The organism is Caloramator quimbayensis, assembly GCF_900167605.1.
GTDB classification, from domain to species: domain Bacteria; phylum Bacillota; class Clostridia; order Clostridiales; family Caloramatoraceae; genus Caloramator_B; species Caloramator_B quimbayensis.
On sequence record NZ_FUYH01000008.1, the window covers coordinates 71,493 to 88,875 of the forward strand.

11 protein-coding genes are annotated in these 17,383 nt (G+C 32.4%); 9 read left to right on the plus strand and 2 right to left on the minus strand.

The window, feature by feature from the left end:
- Positions 1 to 235 precede the first annotated feature (235 nt).
- The gene (locus B5D15_RS15760) at positions 236 to 1,615 is read left to right on the plus strand and encodes a peptidoglycan-binding domain-containing protein (RefSeq protein WP_078696381.1); all 1,380 of its coding nucleotides are present in this window, start codon (positions 236 to 238) and stop codon (positions 1,613 to 1,615) included.
- Between the two features lie 102 nt (positions 1,616 to 1,717).
- Here B5D15_RS15760 and abc-f read toward each other — a convergent pair whose 3' ends face one another.
- Positions 1,718 to 3,274: a ribosomal protection-like ABC-F family protein gene (gene abc-f, locus B5D15_RS06850; RefSeq protein WP_078696382.1), complete on the minus strand. Its 1,557-nt coding sequence runs from the start codon at positions 3,272 to 3,274 to the stop codon at positions 1,718 to 1,720.
- A 336-nt stretch (positions 3,275 to 3,610) separates the two neighbouring features.
- Here abc-f and B5D15_RS06855 point away from each other — a divergent pair, with 336 nt between their 5' ends.
- Genes B5D15_RS06855 through B5D15_RS06870 form a run of 4 tightly spaced genes read left to right on the plus strand, consistent with a single transcriptional unit; the run spans position 3,611 to position 7,187 of the window.
- Complete coding sequence (locus B5D15_RS06855) at positions 3,611 to 4,387, plus strand: DeoR/GlpR family DNA-binding transcription regulator (protein WP_078696383.1); 777 nt, start codon at positions 3,611 to 3,613, stop codon at positions 4,385 to 4,387.
- Positions 4,384 to 5,319, plus strand: a complete 936-nt coding sequence (pfkB, locus tag B5D15_RS06860; RefSeq protein WP_078696384.1) for a 1-phosphofructokinase — start codon at positions 4,384 to 4,386, stop codon at positions 5,317 to 5,319. The genes B5D15_RS06855 and pfkB overlap by 4 nt, the downstream gene beginning before the upstream one ends.
- 13 nt (positions 5,320 to 5,332) lie before the next feature.
- On the plus strand, positions 5,333 to 5,776 hold the full coding sequence (locus B5D15_RS06865; RefSeq protein ID WP_078696385.1) for a PTS sugar transporter subunit IIA: 444 nt from the start codon (positions 5,333 to 5,335) through the stop codon (positions 5,774 to 5,776).
- A gap of 40 nt (positions 5,777 to 5,816) precedes the next feature.
- Positions 5,817 to 7,187 (plus strand): PTS fructose transporter subunit IIC, encoded by a 1,371-nt coding sequence (locus B5D15_RS06870; protein WP_078696386.1) that lies wholly within the window; start codon positions 5,817 to 5,819, stop codon positions 7,185 to 7,187.
- Positions 7,188 to 7,283: 96 nt separating this feature from the next.
- Here the strand turns inward: B5D15_RS06870 and B5D15_RS06875 are convergent, their stop codons facing one another.
- Positions 7,284 to 8,420, minus strand: a complete 1,137-nt coding sequence (locus B5D15_RS06875) for an SLC13 family permease (protein WP_078696387.1) — start codon at positions 8,418 to 8,420, stop codon at positions 7,284 to 7,286.
- 307 nt (positions 8,421 to 8,727) lie between these two features.
- Between B5D15_RS06875 and B5D15_RS06880 the strand changes: the two genes are divergently transcribed.
- The 4 genes from B5D15_RS06880 to B5D15_RS06895 all read left to right on the plus strand — a co-directional run bounded on the left by B5D15_RS06880 (position 8,728) and on the right by B5D15_RS06895 (position 17,233).
- Entirely contained in the window at positions 8,728 to 9,174 is a 447-nt protein-coding gene (locus B5D15_RS06880; protein WP_078696388.1) for a zinc ribbon domain-containing protein, read from the plus strand.
- A gap of 325 nt (positions 9,175 to 9,499) precedes the next feature.
- On the plus strand, positions 9,500 to 10,153 hold the full coding sequence (trmB, locus tag B5D15_RS06885) for a tRNA (guanosine(46)-N7)-methyltransferase TrmB (protein WP_078696389.1): 654 nt from the start codon (positions 9,500 to 9,502) through the stop codon (positions 10,151 to 10,153).
- 317 nt (positions 10,154 to 10,470) lie between these two features.
- A complete protein-coding gene (locus B5D15_RS06890) occupies positions 10,471 to 12,600 on the plus strand; it encodes a heavy metal translocating P-type ATPase (RefSeq protein ID WP_078696390.1) in 2,130 nt (709 codons plus the stop codon).
- A 307-nt stretch (positions 12,601 to 12,907) separates the two neighbouring features.
- Complete coding sequence (locus B5D15_RS06895) at positions 12,908 to 17,233, plus strand: 2-hydroxyacyl-CoA dehydratase (RefSeq protein WP_078696391.1); 4,326 nt, start codon at positions 12,908 to 12,910, stop codon at positions 17,231 to 17,233.
- The last annotated feature ends 150 nt before the right edge of the window (positions 17,234 to 17,383 follow it).

Sequence of the window (17,383 nt, forward strand, 5' to 3'; positions counted from 1 at the left end):
AAGTTAATTATGTTATTTAATAAATAAATGACCAAAATGACCAAAATATTCACAAACATTGACACAAATTTAACAACAAACTAAAATAAAAGTGAAGAATATTTTGATTGCAAAGGAATTCCCAATAAGCAATTTGATAAATTATTGGGATTCTTGCAATAAATATTGCAGAACAATTAAGAACAAAATTAATGTTCTGCAAAAACCTAAATAAATTTATTAAGGGGGGATAAAGTTGAAGAAAAATGTAAAATTATTAGCCTTTGGTTTGGTAGGAGCATTGGTGCTTTCAACCTGGACAATTGGACCAAGCACTAAATTTTTTGGTGCTGATACTGTTTCTGCGGCAACTACAGGAGAAAGTTCTCCATCAAAGACTCCAACAACAACTACAAAGGTTCCAACAACATCAAAGACATCAACTGTATCAAAAACATCAGGACAACTTACTCGTTTACTTGCTTTACATTCTTATGGAGAAGATGTAAAACTTCTACAAACTTTATTAAACCAATTAGGGTACAAGCTTAAAGTTGATGGTATATATGGACCAAAGACTTTAGCAGCAGTAAAGAGTTTCCAAATCAAAAAAGGTCTTAAAGCTGATGGAGTAGTTGGACCTAAAACTTTTGCAAAATTCAATATAGCACCAGCGCAGACAACAGTTCCAATTGCGAAAGAAGAAAAAGCAACTGTTATGATTGGAAAAGTTGACTATGCAGCTCATGGAACAAAATGTTTCACTGTTGCAGTAGCAGCCGTTTCAGGAGACAAAATTGTTGCTGCATACATTGATGATTATCAGTATATGCCAAAAGATGCTGCAAAGGGAGTTCCAAACTCAGATGCTGACTTTGGAAAGAACTATCCAGAGGGAAATGTGTTAGGCTCAAAGATGACAAATGCTGAATACTATTCACAAAACATGAAAACAAAGGCACAAGCAACGGTTCCAATCGATAAGAATTTTGCAGCTATTGAACAATATGTAAAAGGCAAAACGATTAAGGAATTAGAAGCTGTTCTATCATCGACTCCAAAGGATAAGATGGCAGATGCAGTAAGCGGTGCTACATTAGCAGATACTTACGGTTATGTTTCAGCAATAGTTGAAGCTGCTAAAGCTGCTAAATCCGATGTTTCAATTCAAGTTGATGCAAAAGAATTAAGCAATGTTAAGATTGGAAAAGTTGATTATGCAGCTCATGGAACAAAATGTTTCACAGTTGCAGTTGCAGCAGTAGTTGGAGATAAGGTAGTTGCTTCATACATCGATGATTACCAGTTCATGCCAAAAGATGCTGCAAAGGGAGTTCCAAACTCAGATGCTGACTTTGGAAAGAACTATCCACAAGGAAATGTGTTAGGCTCAAAGATGACAAATGCTGACTACTATTCACAAAACATGAAGACAAAGGCAAATGCAACAGTTCCAATTGACAAGAACTTTGATGCAATAAGAAAATATGTAACAGGTAAGACAATAGCTGAACTTGAGGCAGCACTTTCATCAACACCAAAGGATAAGATGGCAGATGCAGTAAGCGGTGCAACATTAGCAGATACTTATGGTTATATATCTGCAATTGTTAACGCTGCAAAGGCAGCTAAATAATTTGTTGAAAAGTTAAAATAATAAAAATAAAGCGGTTAAGAAAACTATGAAAAGTTCTTAATCGCTTTATTTGTTTTAAAATATATTTTTAAATCTACATATTTAAATTACTTTTGTTGTCCATGCTTCTAAATTCCATATATCAGTAACTATGTCCCTGTAGAATTCTGGCTCGTGGCATATTAAAAGTATGCTTCCTTTATATTCTAAAAGTGCTCTTTTAAGCTCTTCTTTTGCATCCACATCAAGATGGTTTGTTGGTTCGTCGAGGACAAGAAGATTAGTTTCTTTATTGATAAGCTTACATAATCTTACCTTCGCCTGCTCTCCTCCACTTAATACCATAACTTTGCTTTCAATGTGTTTAGTTGTAAGGCCGCATTTTGCAAGGCTTAGCCTTACTTCAAACTGATTAAAGGACGGGAATTCGCTCCATATCTCTTCTATGCAGGTATTATAGTTATTTTCTTTAGTTTCCTGTTCGAAATATCCTATTTTTAAATAATCTCCAAGTTCTACTTCGCCGGATAGAGCCTTAATCTCCCCTAAAATACTTCTTAAAAGAGTTGTTTTTCCAAGTCCGTTTGCACCTATAATTGCAATCTTTTGACCTCTTTCCATTTTAAGATTTAAAGGCTTTGAGAGGGGAGAGTCATACCCTATGATTAAATCCCTTGTTTCAAATATCAATTTGCCTGATGCACCTGCTTCTTTAAAGTTAAACTCTGGTTTTGGTTTTTCCTTCTCAAGCTCAATAATGTCCATCTTTTCAAGCTTTTTTTGCCTCGACATAGCCATATTTCTTGTTGCAACCCTTGCTTTATTTCTTGCTATAAAGTCTTTAAGCTCAGCAATTTCCTGCTGCTGCTTTTTATAGGCTGCTTCAAGCTGCTGTTTCTTTGCTTCATACACTCTTACAAAGTCATCATAATTTCCTACATATCTTGTAAGCTTTTTATTTTCCATATGATAAATTAAATTAATTACGCTGTTTAAAAAAGGTATATCATGGCTTATAAGTATGAATGCATTTTCATAATCTAAAAGATACTTTTTAAGCCACTCAATATGCTGCTCATCAAGATAGTTTGTAGGCTCATCTAATAAAAGTATATCTGGCTTTTCAAGAAGAAGCTTACAAAGAAGAACCTTTGTCCTTTGCCCCCCGCTTAAATCATTAACATCTGTATCAAGTCCAATATCGCAAAGCCCAAGCCCCCTTGCGACTTCTTCAACCTTTGCATCAATAATATAAAAGTCGTTGTGAGTTAAAATATCCTGAATAGTTCCCATATCTTCAAGAAGGGATTCCATTTCTTCAGGGCTGACATTAGATAGTTTTTCACATATCTGGTTATATTCCTCTTCAAGCTTAAATAGATAGTCAAAGGCTGATTTAAGAACATCCCGAATACTCTGTCCCTTTTGCAGCACTGTATGCTGGTCAAGGCACCCTACACGGGCTCTTTTTGCCCATTCTATAGTACCTTCATCGGGCTCAAGTTTGCCGGTTATAATGTTCATAAAGGTTGATTTGCCTTCACCATTTGCACCAATAAGTCCTACGTGTTCCCCATTAAGAAGTCTAAAGGAAACATCTTCAAATATAGCCCTGTCTCCAAAGCCATGGCTTAAATTCTTTACCGTTAAAATACTCATCCTATGCTTCTCTCCTATTTACTTAAAATAAAACGACAAAGATAATTATAAAGAAGTTTTAAGGTTAAGTAAATATGAGGTTTAAGGGAATTTATAATAATAAATAACAGGTCATGACTAAGTAATAGCTACAAATAATGTATGAAAAAGTTTGTCACTTGTCAATTGGGTGGCACTTTTAAAGGTAAAATAATTATTGACAATCGAAATTAAACGTAATAAAATGAAATTAAATGAAAATAAACGAAAGTATAAATGAAATTGATTTAATATTTCGATATAAACGAATAAAAATGTGGGAAGTTTTTTAATACTATTAAGTAGGAGGGGCTTTGTATGTTTAGTGAAGAGAGAAAAATGCAGATAGTAAACCTCCTAAAAGAGAAAGGCAATATTAAGGTTGCTGATTTGGCAAAAATATATGATGTATCTGAAGTTACTATAAGAAAGGATCTTCAGGAATTAGAAGAAGAAGGACTTGCAAAAAGGGTTCATGGAGGTGCAGTTCTCAATAGCAGCATAAAATTTGAGCCTACGTTTTCAGAAAAATCAGATAAATATATTCAAGAGAAGGAAAGCATAGGAAAAGCTTCAGCAAAGCTTATAAAAGATGGAGATATTATAGCTCTCGATGCAGGAACAACGACTCTTCAAATTGCAAAAAACATAACTGCAAAAAATATAACTGTTGTAACTAATTCTCTTGATATTGCATATGAACTTTCTAACAAAAAAGATATTGAGGTTATTGTTACAGGAGGCTCACTTAGATGGGAAACAAGAGCTTTTGTAGGACCGCTAACTGATATGGCACTTAAAAACATAAGAGTGGACAAGGCTTTTATTGGTACAAATGGAATATCATTAAAGTTAGGACTTACAACACCAAATATAACTGAGGCAAATACAAAGAGGACTTTGATTAGTATTTCGCAGCAGGTTATTTCTGTCTGTGATCATTCAAAATTTAATTCAGTATGTTTTGCAAAAATAGTTGATACTGATGAAATAGATATCGTTGTTACTGATAGTGGTATTGATGAATCAATTAAAAAGCAATTTGAAGAAGCAGGAGTTGAATTCATTATATCAGAATTGGAGGTAAATAAATGATTTTTACTGTTACATTAAATCCTGCTGTTGATAAAACCCTTACTATTTCCAACTTCAGCATTGGACATGTAAATAGGGTGGAATCTTTAAGGGTTGATGCAGGAGGAAAAGGAATTAATGTTTCTAAAACAATAAAAGAACTGAAAGGTGAAAGTACAGCTTTTGGTTTTATTGGCGGAAAGAGTGGAGAATATATAAAAGAATATTTAGATGATGTTGAAATTAAAAATGATTTTTTATGGATAAATAAAGACACAAGAACAAATATTAAAATAGTAGATACTTTAAATAATACTTTTACAGATATAAACGAATCAGGTCCAATTGTTAGTCAAAAGGATTTAGAAAAAATCAAGAAAAAGATATTAGATTCTGTCGATGAAAATTCTGTACTTGTATTATCAGGAAGTATACCAAATGGTTTAGGAAACAGCACATATAAGGACATTATTGAATATGTTTCATCAAAAAATGTTAAAGTTATTCTTGATGCAGAAGGTGAGCTTTTTATAGAAGGAATTAAAGCATCTCCTTATCTTGTAAAACCCAATAAGTATGAGCTTGAAAAGACATTCAACATAAGCATAGAAAATGATTTAGTACTAATAGATGCCTGCAGAAAAGTAATATCTATGGGGGTTAAGTATGTAGTAGTTTCTCTTGGCGAGAATGGATCTGTAATGGTCAGCAAAGATAGAGTTTTAAAGGCAAGAGGATTGAAAGTAAATGTGAAAAGTACTGTTGGAGCAGGCGATTCAATGGTCGCAGCCTTAGCACTTTCAATTGAGAGAAATTATGATTTAGATTATGCTTTAAGGTTTGCAGCAGCTACAAGTACAGCAAACGTTATGACAGAGGGCACACAGACAGCTGAATATGAAGTTATAAATGAACTGATTAACGAAATTCAGATTGAAGAGATTAATATGTAAAGGAGAGAAGAAAATGAACATAACAGAAATCATGAATGATAAAATGATAAAGTTGCAGCTCGAATCTAAGGATAAGGTATCAGTTATAAGAGAACTTGCAGAATTACTTTATGAAAATGATAAGCTTTATGACAAGGAAAAATATATTGAAGCAGTTTTAAAAAGAGAAGAGGAATTTTCAACAGGTGTTGGAATGGGTATTGCTATACCCCATGGAAAAAGCAGCGCAGTAAAAGAACCTGCTCTAGCCTTTGGAAGAAGTTTGGAAGGAATAGATTATGGAGCGATGGATGGGAAGCCTTCAAATTTTTTCTTTATTATTGCAGTACCTGAAAATTCTAATGATGAGCATTTAAGGCTTTTAAGCCAGATATCAAGAAAACTTATGCATAATGAAGTTAGAGAAAAACTTCTTAAAGCAAATACACCAAGTGAAGTTATTGATGCTCTTAAATAATTTAATATAAAGTAAAAAAATATGAAGGGGGAATTTTTTTATGAAATTAGTAGCTATTACCTCTTGTCCTACTGGTATAGCTCACACTTACATGACAGCAGAAGCTCTTGAAATGGCTGCAAAGGAAATGGGTATTCAAATGAAAGTTGAGACCCAAGGCTCTGTAGGAGCTGAAAATCAATTGACTGATAAGGATATCGAAGAAGCTGCAGCTGTAATTATTGCTGCTGACACCAACGTAGATAAGGGAAGATTTGTTGGGAAACCTCTAATCGAAGTTGGTGTGCAGGACGCTATCAAAGATCCTAAAGCTCTAATAGAAAGAGCAAAGACTGCAAAGGTTAATACAAAAAATCTTGTTGATGAAGTTAATAAAATTAAAGAACAAAGAAAGACAGAAAGTAAGGGCCCATATAAGCATCTTATGACAGGCGTTTCATTTATGATTCCGTTTGTTGTAGCAGGTGGAATTATAATAGCACTATCTTTTGCTTTTGGTATTAATGCATTTAAAGAAGCAGGAACTCTTCCAGCGGCTTTGATGCAAATTGGAGGAGGCTCAGCCTTTTCTTTAATGGTTCCAATTTTGGCAGGGTATATTGCATATTCAATAGCTGACAGACCAGGTCTTGTTCCAGGTATGGTTGGCGGTATGCTTGCATCATCAACTGGATCGGGTTTTCTTGGAGGGATTATTGCAGGTTTTGCTGCAGGATATCTTGTTGATTTCTTAAAGAAAACAATTAAACTTCCAAAAACTCTTCAAGGTTTAATGCCAGTTTTAATATTGCCATTATTATCTACTCTTATCATAGGACTTTTTATGATTTATATTATTGGTAAACCAGTTGCAGCAATCAATAATGGAATGGCTGCATGGTTAAAGAATCTTAGTGGGACAAACTCAGTGCTTCTTGGAATTATACTTGGACTTATGATGGCATTTGATATGGGAGGCCCTGTAAATAAAGCGGCATATACCTTTGGTGTTGCAACGTTATCAAGCGGACAGCCGTCAATGGTTATGGCAGCAGTTATGGCTGCAGGAATGACTCCTCCCCTTGGTCTTGCACTTGCTACTATAATAGCAAAGAATAAATTTACTGCTCAGGAAATAGAAGCTGGTAAAACAGCATGGGCTCTTGGAATTTCCTTTATAACAGAAGGTGCAATACCATTTGCTGCAGCAGATCCAATAAGAGTTATTCCTTCAATAATGGTTGGTTCAGCAGTTACAGGAGCATTAAGTATGATTTTTAAATCTGCACTTGCTGTTCCACACGGAGGAATATTCGTTCTTGCAATTCCAAATGCTATAACTAATTTAGGGTTATATGTTATAGCAATTGCTGCAGGTACAGTTGTAACAGCATTATTAATATCAATACTTAAAAAGAATGTAAATAACTAAATTATAATTAATAAGTATAAAAAAAGCAGTTAAAGAAAATTTAATTTCTTAACTGCTTTTTTATTTCGGTGTAAATTGTCTTATTGCTGAAGTTTCTTATATAAGAAAAACAGCTCCAATTACCGTTAAAATAATTAATGCTAATAAATTGTTTAATGTAAATTTTACAATATAATCTTTGCTTTTTTGCGGATATTCTCTTAAATAAAGTTTATAAGATATGATGCTGGCTAATGATGCTATTAGAGTTCCTAATCCTCCTACATTCACACCAAGAAGAAGATGCCTATAGAAATCTGTAAATTTAGAGAGAAAAATACAAGCAGGAACATTGCTTATAAACTGGCTTAAAACTATTGATGTAAAGTAGACAGATGTGCTGCTGTTTAAATGATTTTTCATATAACTATTTATTAATGGCATATTAGAAACATTACCAATAAATATAAAAAAGCATACAAATGTTATAAGCAAAGGATAGTCTATTAAAAAAAGGAGTTTAGAATTCAAAATCAAAGCTGCAATAATTATTAAAAAAAATGTTATCTTGTAGTCTAAAATTCCAAAAACCGATAAAACTACAATTATAAATAAAGATATCCATAGTAATGCAAGACTATTGCTTTTAATTTTTGTACCTTTAAGTGAAATGTCTATTTTTTCATCACGATTTCTCTTGCTTAAAACATAAAGCAATAAAAGCCCTGAGATTGCAATAAGCAGTATTGTTGAGAAAAATTCCTTTGCTGTTAAATTATAGTATGAAAATATATAGAGATTTTGAGGATTTCCCATTGGAGTTAAGCTGCTTCCAATGTTTGCAGCAATGGTTTGAAGTATTATTGTATACATTAAGTCTATACTTGATTTTTTACTTATTATAAGTGATAAAGGAACTAAAGTAATAAGTGAAATATCGTTTGTAACAAACATAGACATAAAAAAACTCAGAATTATTAAAACTAAAGAAACCCTTCGAATGTTTGTGCATTTGTTTAAAATATAAACTGCAATATAGTCTAGCAAATTTAAATCTTCAAAGGCTTTTACAACTACCATTAGGCAAAAAAGAGAGGATAAAACTTTAAAATCAATATAGCTTGTCTTTGGAAGGGATAAAAAACAGCTCGATAATGCAAGAATTAAAGATATAGTAAAAACTATATCCTTTTTTAAAAAATCTATTAAAAAATTAATTTTATTTGAGCTTATCTCATATTCTGCTTGGGACATGGTTTTCCTCCTTGATAGTGCCACATAGTTGACAAGTGACAAAATTCATTCCATTATTTTTTTGTACATTATTATTGCTAAGAAAAAAATGCCTCATCAATTATAACATAAAACAGCAATAATATATAGAGGGAAGGAACATATATAAAAGAAATTTTAAAGATTCTTTGGAATTTTAGTCGACCTATAATAAATAATTTATAATCATAGGGTAATGAGGTAGAAAATATAATTTATTAGATTAATATTTATACTTAATAAAGATAGTTTAATGGATAGATTAAAATAATTTTTAAGGGGTGAAAAAATGACAGATAAGATATCAAAGGAAAGAAAAATCACCTATTATATTGGGTTAGGTTTTATAATAATTGGTGTAATACTTTTTATGTCCTCATTTTTTATTGGCTTTGAACCTAGCTTTTCCTTTGGCCCACCAACCTTTTTCAAAAATGCAGTGATTGGGATGATTTTTATTATGATAGGAGCTGTTCTCACCAGCATTGGAGCAAGGGGAGCAGCAGGATCAGGAATTCTGCTTGATCCTGAGAAGGCAAGAGAAGACTTAAAACCCTTTAATAAAGCAAAGGGAGGTATGATTAACGACACCCTTGAGAATATAGATGTTATAAAGGATATTGAAAAAGTTGCAATAAAGAATAATAAGGAAGTAATTAAAATTAAGTGTAAATATTGTGGAACTTTAAATGATGAAAATGCTAAATTTTGCAAAGAGTGTGGGAAAAGTATTTAAAAGTGGAGGGTAAAGAATAGAACAAAACAGCTTAAAGGAGCAATTCCTATACTTAAAATAAAATACACCATGGCTTTTGAAGGTGTTGCAATCATAAATTAAAAATGTATTTAGATGAAACCTATATATAGGCACTCATTAAAGAGAGTTCATATATAGGTTCTTTTATTTTAAGAATTAATTAAAGTTAATATTTATAATGATAAATTCATTCTTAAGGTTAATAATAAGTTTTCAAATATTAATTAATATTTTATAATAAATGCATATAACGTAAGTTTAACAGTTTAATATATAAAACCTTAACTTAAACAGGAGGAAAAATATGAGATTAAGACATAAACCTTGGGCAAGACCTGAACTTGAAAGCTGCAGATTTGTAGTAACTAATCCAAAGAATTTTAAAGGCAGATGGAAGGATGTTTTTAAAAACAACAATGATATATATTTAGAATTGGGATGCGGAAGAGGAAGGTTTATATCTGAACATGCTTTTAAGGAGTTGAACAAAAATTTTATAGGTATTGAGATAAAGGATGAGGTGATAGTTTACGCTAAAAGAAAGGTGGAAGAAAAATTTAAGAAGGAAAATATGGAAGTTAATAATGTGAGACTCGTGGTAGCAGATATTGCATATATAAATGATATGTTTGATAAAGATGAAATCTCAAGAATATATTTAAATTTTAGTACTCCTTGGCCTAAAAAAAGGCATAATAAAAGAAGATTGACACATACAAGATTCTTAGAAAAATATAAATCGTTTTTAAAAAGAGGTTCAGAGATTTGGTTTAAAACTGATGATGAAGATTTTTTTAATGACTCAATTGAGTATTTTGAAGAAGCAGGATTTAAAATAGAGTATATAACCTATGATTTGCACAATAGTGACTTTAAAGAGAATATTATGACCGAGTATGAAACTAAATTTTCATCAATGGGTTTTAAAATAATGTTTGCTATAGCAAGATATAATTAATTTTTAAGTTGTTTTCAAGTAATTATATATTATTTGAAAACAACTTTTTTGTTTAAATTGTTAATCCTTAAAATTATAAAAGTGTAACTTATATTTTAAGTTTATAGCAACTTAGTAGATTGTTTGCATAACAATAAAATAATGATATAAATAATTTTTTAATGAAATAATAGTGTATATTTACTTTGAAAATCATATTTTGCAAATTGAATAATAATTTTTAGATTGACTAAAAACATAAAAAGCAGTATACTTTAATATATGAACAGATATTCATATATTAAAGTGTTTCTTATAAATATTTAAGGGGTGATAAAATGAGTACTAAAAAAGAATTAATACTTGAGGGGCTCTGTTGTGCAAACTGTGCTTCAAAGATAGAAGATAAAGTTAAAAAAATATCTGGAATTGAAGAGGTTTCCTTAGATTTTATCAGCAGAAAGCTCAATTTTAAAATAAAGGAAAAGAGCAGCTCAGATAGAGTTATAGGAGAAATAAAAAATATAGTAAATGAGATTGAACCAGATGTCAGGGTTTTAGATAAAGCAGCTGAAAACCCAAAAAGCAAAATAAGTATGTTTAAAGATAATAAAAATGAATTAATTAAAATATTTCTTTCAATTATAATATATGCATCTGCCTTTGCTTTAAAGGGGAATAAAAATTTACAATTTGTTGTATACTTAATCGTTTATATATTAATTGGAAGTAAAGTACTTCTTAAAGCTGTGAAAAATATATTTAGAGGACAGGTTTTTGATGAAAATTTCCTAATGGCTATAGCGACGATTGGAGCTTTTTCTATAGGACAGTATCCAGAGGGTGTGGCAGTTATGCTTCTATATGAAATAGGAGAATTTTTTCAGGAACTTGCAGTAGAGCGTTCAAGAAAGTCTATTGCATCCCTTATGGATATTAGACCAGATTATGCTAATGTCAATAGAAATAATAAACTTGAAAGGGTTTCGCCTAATGATGTTAAAATCGGAGAGATAATAATTGTAAAGCCTGGAGAAAAAATACCCCTCGATGGAAGAGTAGTATATGGAAAATCCTTTGTTGATACATCATCTCTTACAGGAGAGTCGCTTTTGAGGAATGTTGATGAGGGGGATAGAGTATTATCAGGTTTTGTAAATAAAAATGGGATGCTTATGATAGAAGTTGAAAGTGAATATAGTAATTCGACGGTTTCAAAGATTTTAGAAATGGCAGAAAATGCAGCCTCTAAAAAAGCTAAAACAGAAATGTTTATAACAAAATTTGCAAGATATTACACTCCAATTGTAGTTATAACAGCTGTTTTTTTGGCAGTATTACCTCCACTATTAACATCAATGGATTTTAAGGTGTGGTTTTATAGAGCGCTTATTTTCCTTGTAATATCATGTCCCTGTGCTCTTGTAATATCTATTCCATTAAGCTTTTTCGCAGGAATAGGTGCAGCCTCTAAAAATGGAGTACTTATAAAAGGAAGCAACTATCTTGAAGCTTTAAATTTTGTAGATACTATTATTTTTGATAAGACTGGAACATTAACTGAGGGTACCTTTAAGGTTACTAAAATAAATACATTTAATCAAGCAAGTAAAGACGAGGTTTTAAAATATGCAGCCTATGCTGAAAGTTATTCAAATCATCCAATAGCTAAGTCTATTTTACAATATTACGCTGATGACATTGATAAAACTCAAATTAAAGAATTTGAGGAAATACAGGGCTATGGAATTAAATCTAAGATATTTGATAGAGAAGTGCTTGTTGGGAATATAAAGCTTCTAAAAAATGTTTTTGGTGATAATAATGATTATAATAATATAAAGGAAGAAAAAAGCGGTACAATTATTTATGTTGCAGTTGATGGAAGATATATAGGAAATATAATCATTCGTGATGAAGAAAAAAAGGATTCTAAAAATACAATTATTTCTCTAAAAAATAGGGGAATAAAAACAGTTATGTTAACTGGAGATGGCAGGAATGCTGCAGAAAGTGTAAAGAAAAATCTTGATATAGATGAGTGCTATTTTGAGCTTCTTCCAAATGAAAAGATAGAAAAGCTCGAATTAATTAAAGAAAGAATCGATAAGGATAAAAAGGTTGTATTTGTTGGGGATGGAGTTAATGATGCTCCGGTTCTTGCAAGGGCGGATATAGGAATTGCAATGGGAGCATTAGGCTCTGATGCGGCAATTGAAGCTTCAGATATTGTTATAATGGACGATAATCCAATAAAGATTTTGACGGCTTTAAAGATAGCAGAGAAAACAAAGAGCATAGTATGGCAGAATATAATATTTGCTCTTGGTGTAAAAGTTGTATTATTAGTTCTTGGAGCTTTTGGTATGGCAAATATGTGGGAGGCTGTTTTTGGAGACGTAGGTGTTGCACTTATTGCTATTTTTAATTCTCTAAGAGCGATGAAAACTAAAGGAACAGTACAATAATATTATATTGGAGAATACAACTTAAATGTATTCCTATAATTTAATAAAAGCACTTAAATTTATATATTGCATTAATGCATAAAAAGGAATAATATATTATTAATGCAAAAAAATACTTGCAAATTAGATGCTTAGGAATTTTACTAAATATAAAATTTTGTTTCCTTTTATAAGGGAACATTTTTTTATCGAAGATTTAATTATTTAACTTAAACTCAAAGTATCATATATATAATATATATAGAAAATATAACACTAAAAATTAAAATCATAATAAGGAGGCGAAATAGCCAAGGGCTATTATATCATGGGAAACGTAATTCATTTAGGTCTTGATGTAGGGTCGACAACAGTTAAACTTGTAATACTTGACGATGGGGGTAATATTTTATACAGCAAATATCAAAGACATTTTTCAGATATAAAGAATATAATATCCGGGCTTATAAATGAAGCCTATAAAAGTTTTAAAGGTTATAATATAACGGTTAATGTAACGGGTTCTGCAGGCCTTTCTGTTTCAAAGTGGCTCAGCATTCCCTTTGTTCAGGAGGTAATTGCAGGAACAAAAAGTGTTGAAAGGTACATACCAAAAACAGATGTTGCAATAGAGCTTGGAGGAGAGGATGCCAAAATAACATATTTTGGAGGAAACATTGAACAGAGGATGAATGGCACCTGCGCTGGAGGGACCGGTGCATTTATAGATCAGATGGCAGCTCTTCTTCAAACCGATGCCAGCGGCCTTAATGAACTTGCTAAAGGATATAAGGTAATTTATCCTATTGCTGCAAGGTGCGGTGTATTTGCAAAAACAGATATACAGCCCCTTTTAAATGAAGGTGCAGCAAAGGAGGATATTGCAGCTTCAATTTTTCAATCGGTTGTAAATCAGACAATAAGCGGGCTTGCCTGTGGTAGACCTATAAGAGGGAACGTGGCTTTTCTTGGAGGACCGCTGCATTTTCTATCGGAACTTAGGAAAAGATTTATAGAAACACTAAATTTAAAAGAAAATGAAGTTATATTTGTAGAAAACTCCCAGCTATTTGTAGCGATAGGTGCAGCTCTGTCGTCCTTTGATAGCAGTGCAATATCTTTTAGGGAATTAAAGGACAGGCTCCATGTGCTCCAAACAGTATCAGAGAATGAGGTGCAAAGGTTAAGACCTCTTTTTAAGGATGAAGCAGAACTTGAAGAATTTAGAAACAGGCATGAAAAGAATAAAGCTAATAGAGCAGACCTTAAAAGTGCAAAGGGAAATTGCTATCTTGGAATAGATGCAGGCTCTACTACCACAAAAGCTGTACTTATAAATGATAAAGGAGAGCTTTTATACTCCCACTATGGAAGCAACGAGGGAAACCCATTAGGTTCAACAGTAAAAATATTAAAAGAGCTTTATACAATCATACCAAGGGAAGTTAAAATTGCAAATTCAGCTGTCACAGGATATGGTGAAGGGCTTATAAAAGCAGCATTATCAGTTGATATAGGTGAAATAGAAACGGTTGCTCATTATAAAGCAGCGCAGTTTTTCCTTCCGGGAGTTGATTTTATACTCGATATAGGCGGTCAGGATATGAAGTGCCTTAAGGTTAAAAATGGAGTAATAGACAGCATAATGCTAAATGAAGCCTGCTCCTCTGGGTGCGGTTCTTTTATTGAAACTTTTGCGCATTCTCTAAATATGACAGCGAAGGAGTTTTCAAGTGCAGCGCTTTCAGCAGAAAACCCAGTTGATCTTGGCTCAAGATGTACCGTATTTATGAATTCGAGGGTAAAACAGGCTCAAAAGGAAGGAGCAACTGTTGGGGATATATCAGCAGGACTTTCCTATTCAGTTATCAAAAATGCTCTTTTGAAAGTTATTAAAATAAGAGATCCTAAGATGATGGGAAATAAGATAATAGTTCAAGGAGGAACATTTTATAACGATGCTGTTTTAAGGGCCTTTGAACTAATATCTGAAAGGCAGGCAATAAGGCCGGATATTGCAGGTCTTATGGGAGCCTTTGGTGCAGCACTTATTGCCCGGGAAAGATTTGAGGAAGGATACAATAGCACCCTTATTAGTAAAGAAGACTTAGATAATTTTAAATCAGAGATAACAATGAGAAGGTGCGGACTTTGCACAAACAACTGCCTTCTGACTATAAATAAATTCAGCGATGGAAGGGAATTCGTTTCAGGTAACAGATGTGAAAGGGGAGAGAAGGGTGAAACTGTTAAAAGCAGCCCTCTTCCAAATCTATTCAGGTATAAATACTATAGAACATTTAAATACAAACCCTTAAGTGAAAGTGAAGCTAAAAGAGGAGTTATAGGAATACCGAGGGTTTTAAATATTTATGAGAATTATCCCTTTTGGTTTACTTTTTTAACTAAACTTGGATTCAGGGTTGAACTTTCACCAGCTTCCACAAGAAAAATCTATGAACTTGGCATAGAAACTATACCATCTGAATCCACATGTTATCCTGCAAAAATCAGCCATGGGCATATTATGAGTTTAATAAATAAGGGAATCAAGAATATATTTTATCCCTGTATACCCTATGAGAATAAAGAAATCCATATTGCCGATAACCATTACAACTGCCCAATAGTATCAACTTATCCGGAAGTTATAAGAAATAACATGGATGTTTTAAGGGAAAAGGGTATTAACTTTATAAGTCCATTTGTATCCCTTGATGATTATGATAAGCTAAAGCTGCGATTATTTGAGGAATTAAAAGATTTTAAAGTTTCAAAGGATGATATAAATATTGCAGTTGATGAAGCTTTAAAAGAGATGGAATGTGTAAAGGAAGATGTAAGGAAAAAGGGAGAAGAAGCATTAAAATATATAAGGGAAAACAACATAAAGGGTATAGTTCTTGCAGGACGTCCCTATCATATTGACCCTGAAATAAATCATGGTATTCACGATATGATAAACAGCCTTGGAATGGCAGTTTTAAGTGAAGATTCTATTAGTCATCTTGGAGAGGTAGAAAGACCTTTAAGGGTTGTAGATCAATGGATGTATCATTCAAGGCTTTATGCAGCAGCGAGCTTTGTGGCAAATCAGGACAACCTTGAACTTGTTCAGCTTAATTCCTTTGGATGCGGACTTGATGCTATAACTACTGACCAAGTACAGGAAATTCTTGAAGGGCATAATAAAATATATACTCTGCTAAAAATAGACGAGGTGAACAACCTCGCTGCAGCAAGAATCAGGATGCGCTCTTTAAAGGCTGCGATGGAAGAGAGGGATAGGCAGAATATAAAGCCTGAAAGGATAGGAGAGCCATTTAAAAGAGTTATATTTACAAAGGAAATGAAGAAAAATCATACAATTATTGCGCCTCAGATGTCGCCTATACATTTTGATTTTCTTGTACATGCCTTTAGAGCAAGCGGCTACAATCTTGAAATTCTTCCATCAGTTGATAAGAGCGCTGTTGAAGAAGGGTTAAAATATGTTAATAACGATGCATGCTATCCTTCTATTATAGTTGTTGGGCAAATTATTGAGGCTTTAAAATCTGGAAAATATGATTTAAACAATACTTCGGTTATGATAAGCCAAACAGGAGGAGGATGCAGAGCTACAAACTATATAGGATTTTTAAGAAAAGCCCTAAAGGATGCAGGTTTTTCTCATATTCCTGTAGTATCATTAAACCCTGGAGGACTTGAAACAAATCCTGGATTTAAAATTACACCGTCTTTAATAAATAAGAGCATGATTGCATTAGTTTACGGAGATTTATTCCTTAATGTTTTATTAAGAGTCAGGCCCTATGAAAAAATAAAAGGTTCTGCAAACCTTTTGTTTGAAAAGTGGTCACAAAGATGTATTGAAAATGTAATATCAGGGAATCACATAACCTTTGCAAAGAATGTTAAATCCATTGTAAAGGATTTTGATAATCTTGAAATCGAAGACATTAAAAAGCCAAGAGTAGGAATCGTTGGAGAAATACTGGTTAAATACCATCCAACTGCAAATAATGAAGTTGTAAAAATAGTTGAAAATGAAGGAGCGGAGGCGGTAGTTCCAGGGCTTATTGATTTTCTTCTGTATTCTGCCTATGATTTCAATTTTAAATACAAATATCTTTCAGGAAGCAGAAAAGAGATGATTTTATTTAACGCATTAATTTCAGGGGCTGAATATTATAGAAAAGTTATGAAAGAGGCTCTAAAAAATAGCAAAAGGTTTGAACCTCCAAGAAAAATTAAGGAGCTTGCAGATAAGGCTTCACAGATACTATCGATTGGAAATATGTGCGGTGAAGGATGGCTTTTAACTGCTGAGATGATTGAGCTTATTGAAAGCGGTGCTCCTAACATAATTTGTATGCAGCCCTTTGCGTGCCTGCCAAACCATGTAACAGGAAAGGGAATGATAAAGGAGATGAGAAGAAGGTATCCTATGGCTAATATTGTTGCAGTTGATTATGATCCTGGTGCAAGTGAGGTTAATCAGCTAAACAGAATTAAACTTATGCTCTCCGTTGCATTTAAGAATTTAAACAAGAGTGAAGACAAAAATGTAAAAATAAGCAGTGCAGAAAGTTATGAAGGATTTAAAAACATGCCTTTGGAGGGGCATAATGATAGAAAAATAATTATGTAAGATTTAAAGGTATTCATGAAATATTGAAAAAATCATGAATACCTTTTTTTAAAACTTTTTACACTAATATTTTCCCAATTTAGACATAATTCAAACACATATAAATACTATAATTTATATTAATGGGAATATATAACAAATATCATAAAA

Excerpts from the sequence above, each read along its gene's own strand:
- abc-f (WP_078696382.1), bottom strand. The coding sequence starts at position 3,274 with ATGAGTATTTTAACGGTAAAGAATTTAAGCCATGGCTTTGGAGACAGG.
- B5D15_RS06855 (WP_078696383.1), top strand. The coding sequence starts at position 3,611 with ATGTTTAGTGAAGAGAGAAAAATGCAGATAGTAAACCTCCTAAAAGAG.
- pfkB (WP_078696384.1), top strand. The coding sequence starts at position 4,384 with ATGATTTTTACTGTTACATTAAATCCTGCTGTTGATAAAACCCTTACT.
- B5D15_RS06865 (WP_078696385.1), top strand. The coding sequence starts at position 5,333 with ATGAACATAACAGAAATCATGAATGATAAAATGATAAAGTTGCAGCTC.
- B5D15_RS06870 (WP_078696386.1), top strand. The coding sequence starts at position 5,817 with ATGAAATTAGTAGCTATTACCTCTTGTCCTACTGGTATAGCTCACACT.
- B5D15_RS06875 (WP_078696387.1), bottom strand. The coding sequence starts at position 8,420 with ATGTCCCAAGCAGAATATGAGATAAGCTCAAATAAAATTAATTTTTTA.
- B5D15_RS06880 (WP_078696388.1), top strand. The coding sequence starts at position 8,728 with ATGACAGATAAGATATCAAAGGAAAGAAAAATCACCTATTATATTGGG.
- trmB (WP_078696389.1), top strand. The coding sequence starts at position 9,500 with ATGAGATTAAGACATAAACCTTGGGCAAGACCTGAACTTGAAAGCTGC.
- B5D15_RS06890 (WP_078696390.1), top strand. The coding sequence starts at position 10,471 with ATGAGTACTAAAAAAGAATTAATACTTGAGGGGCTCTGTTGTGCAAAC.
- B5D15_RS06895 (WP_078696391.1), top strand. The coding sequence starts at position 12,908 with ATGGGAAACGTAATTCATTTAGGTCTTGATGTAGGGTCGACAACAGTT.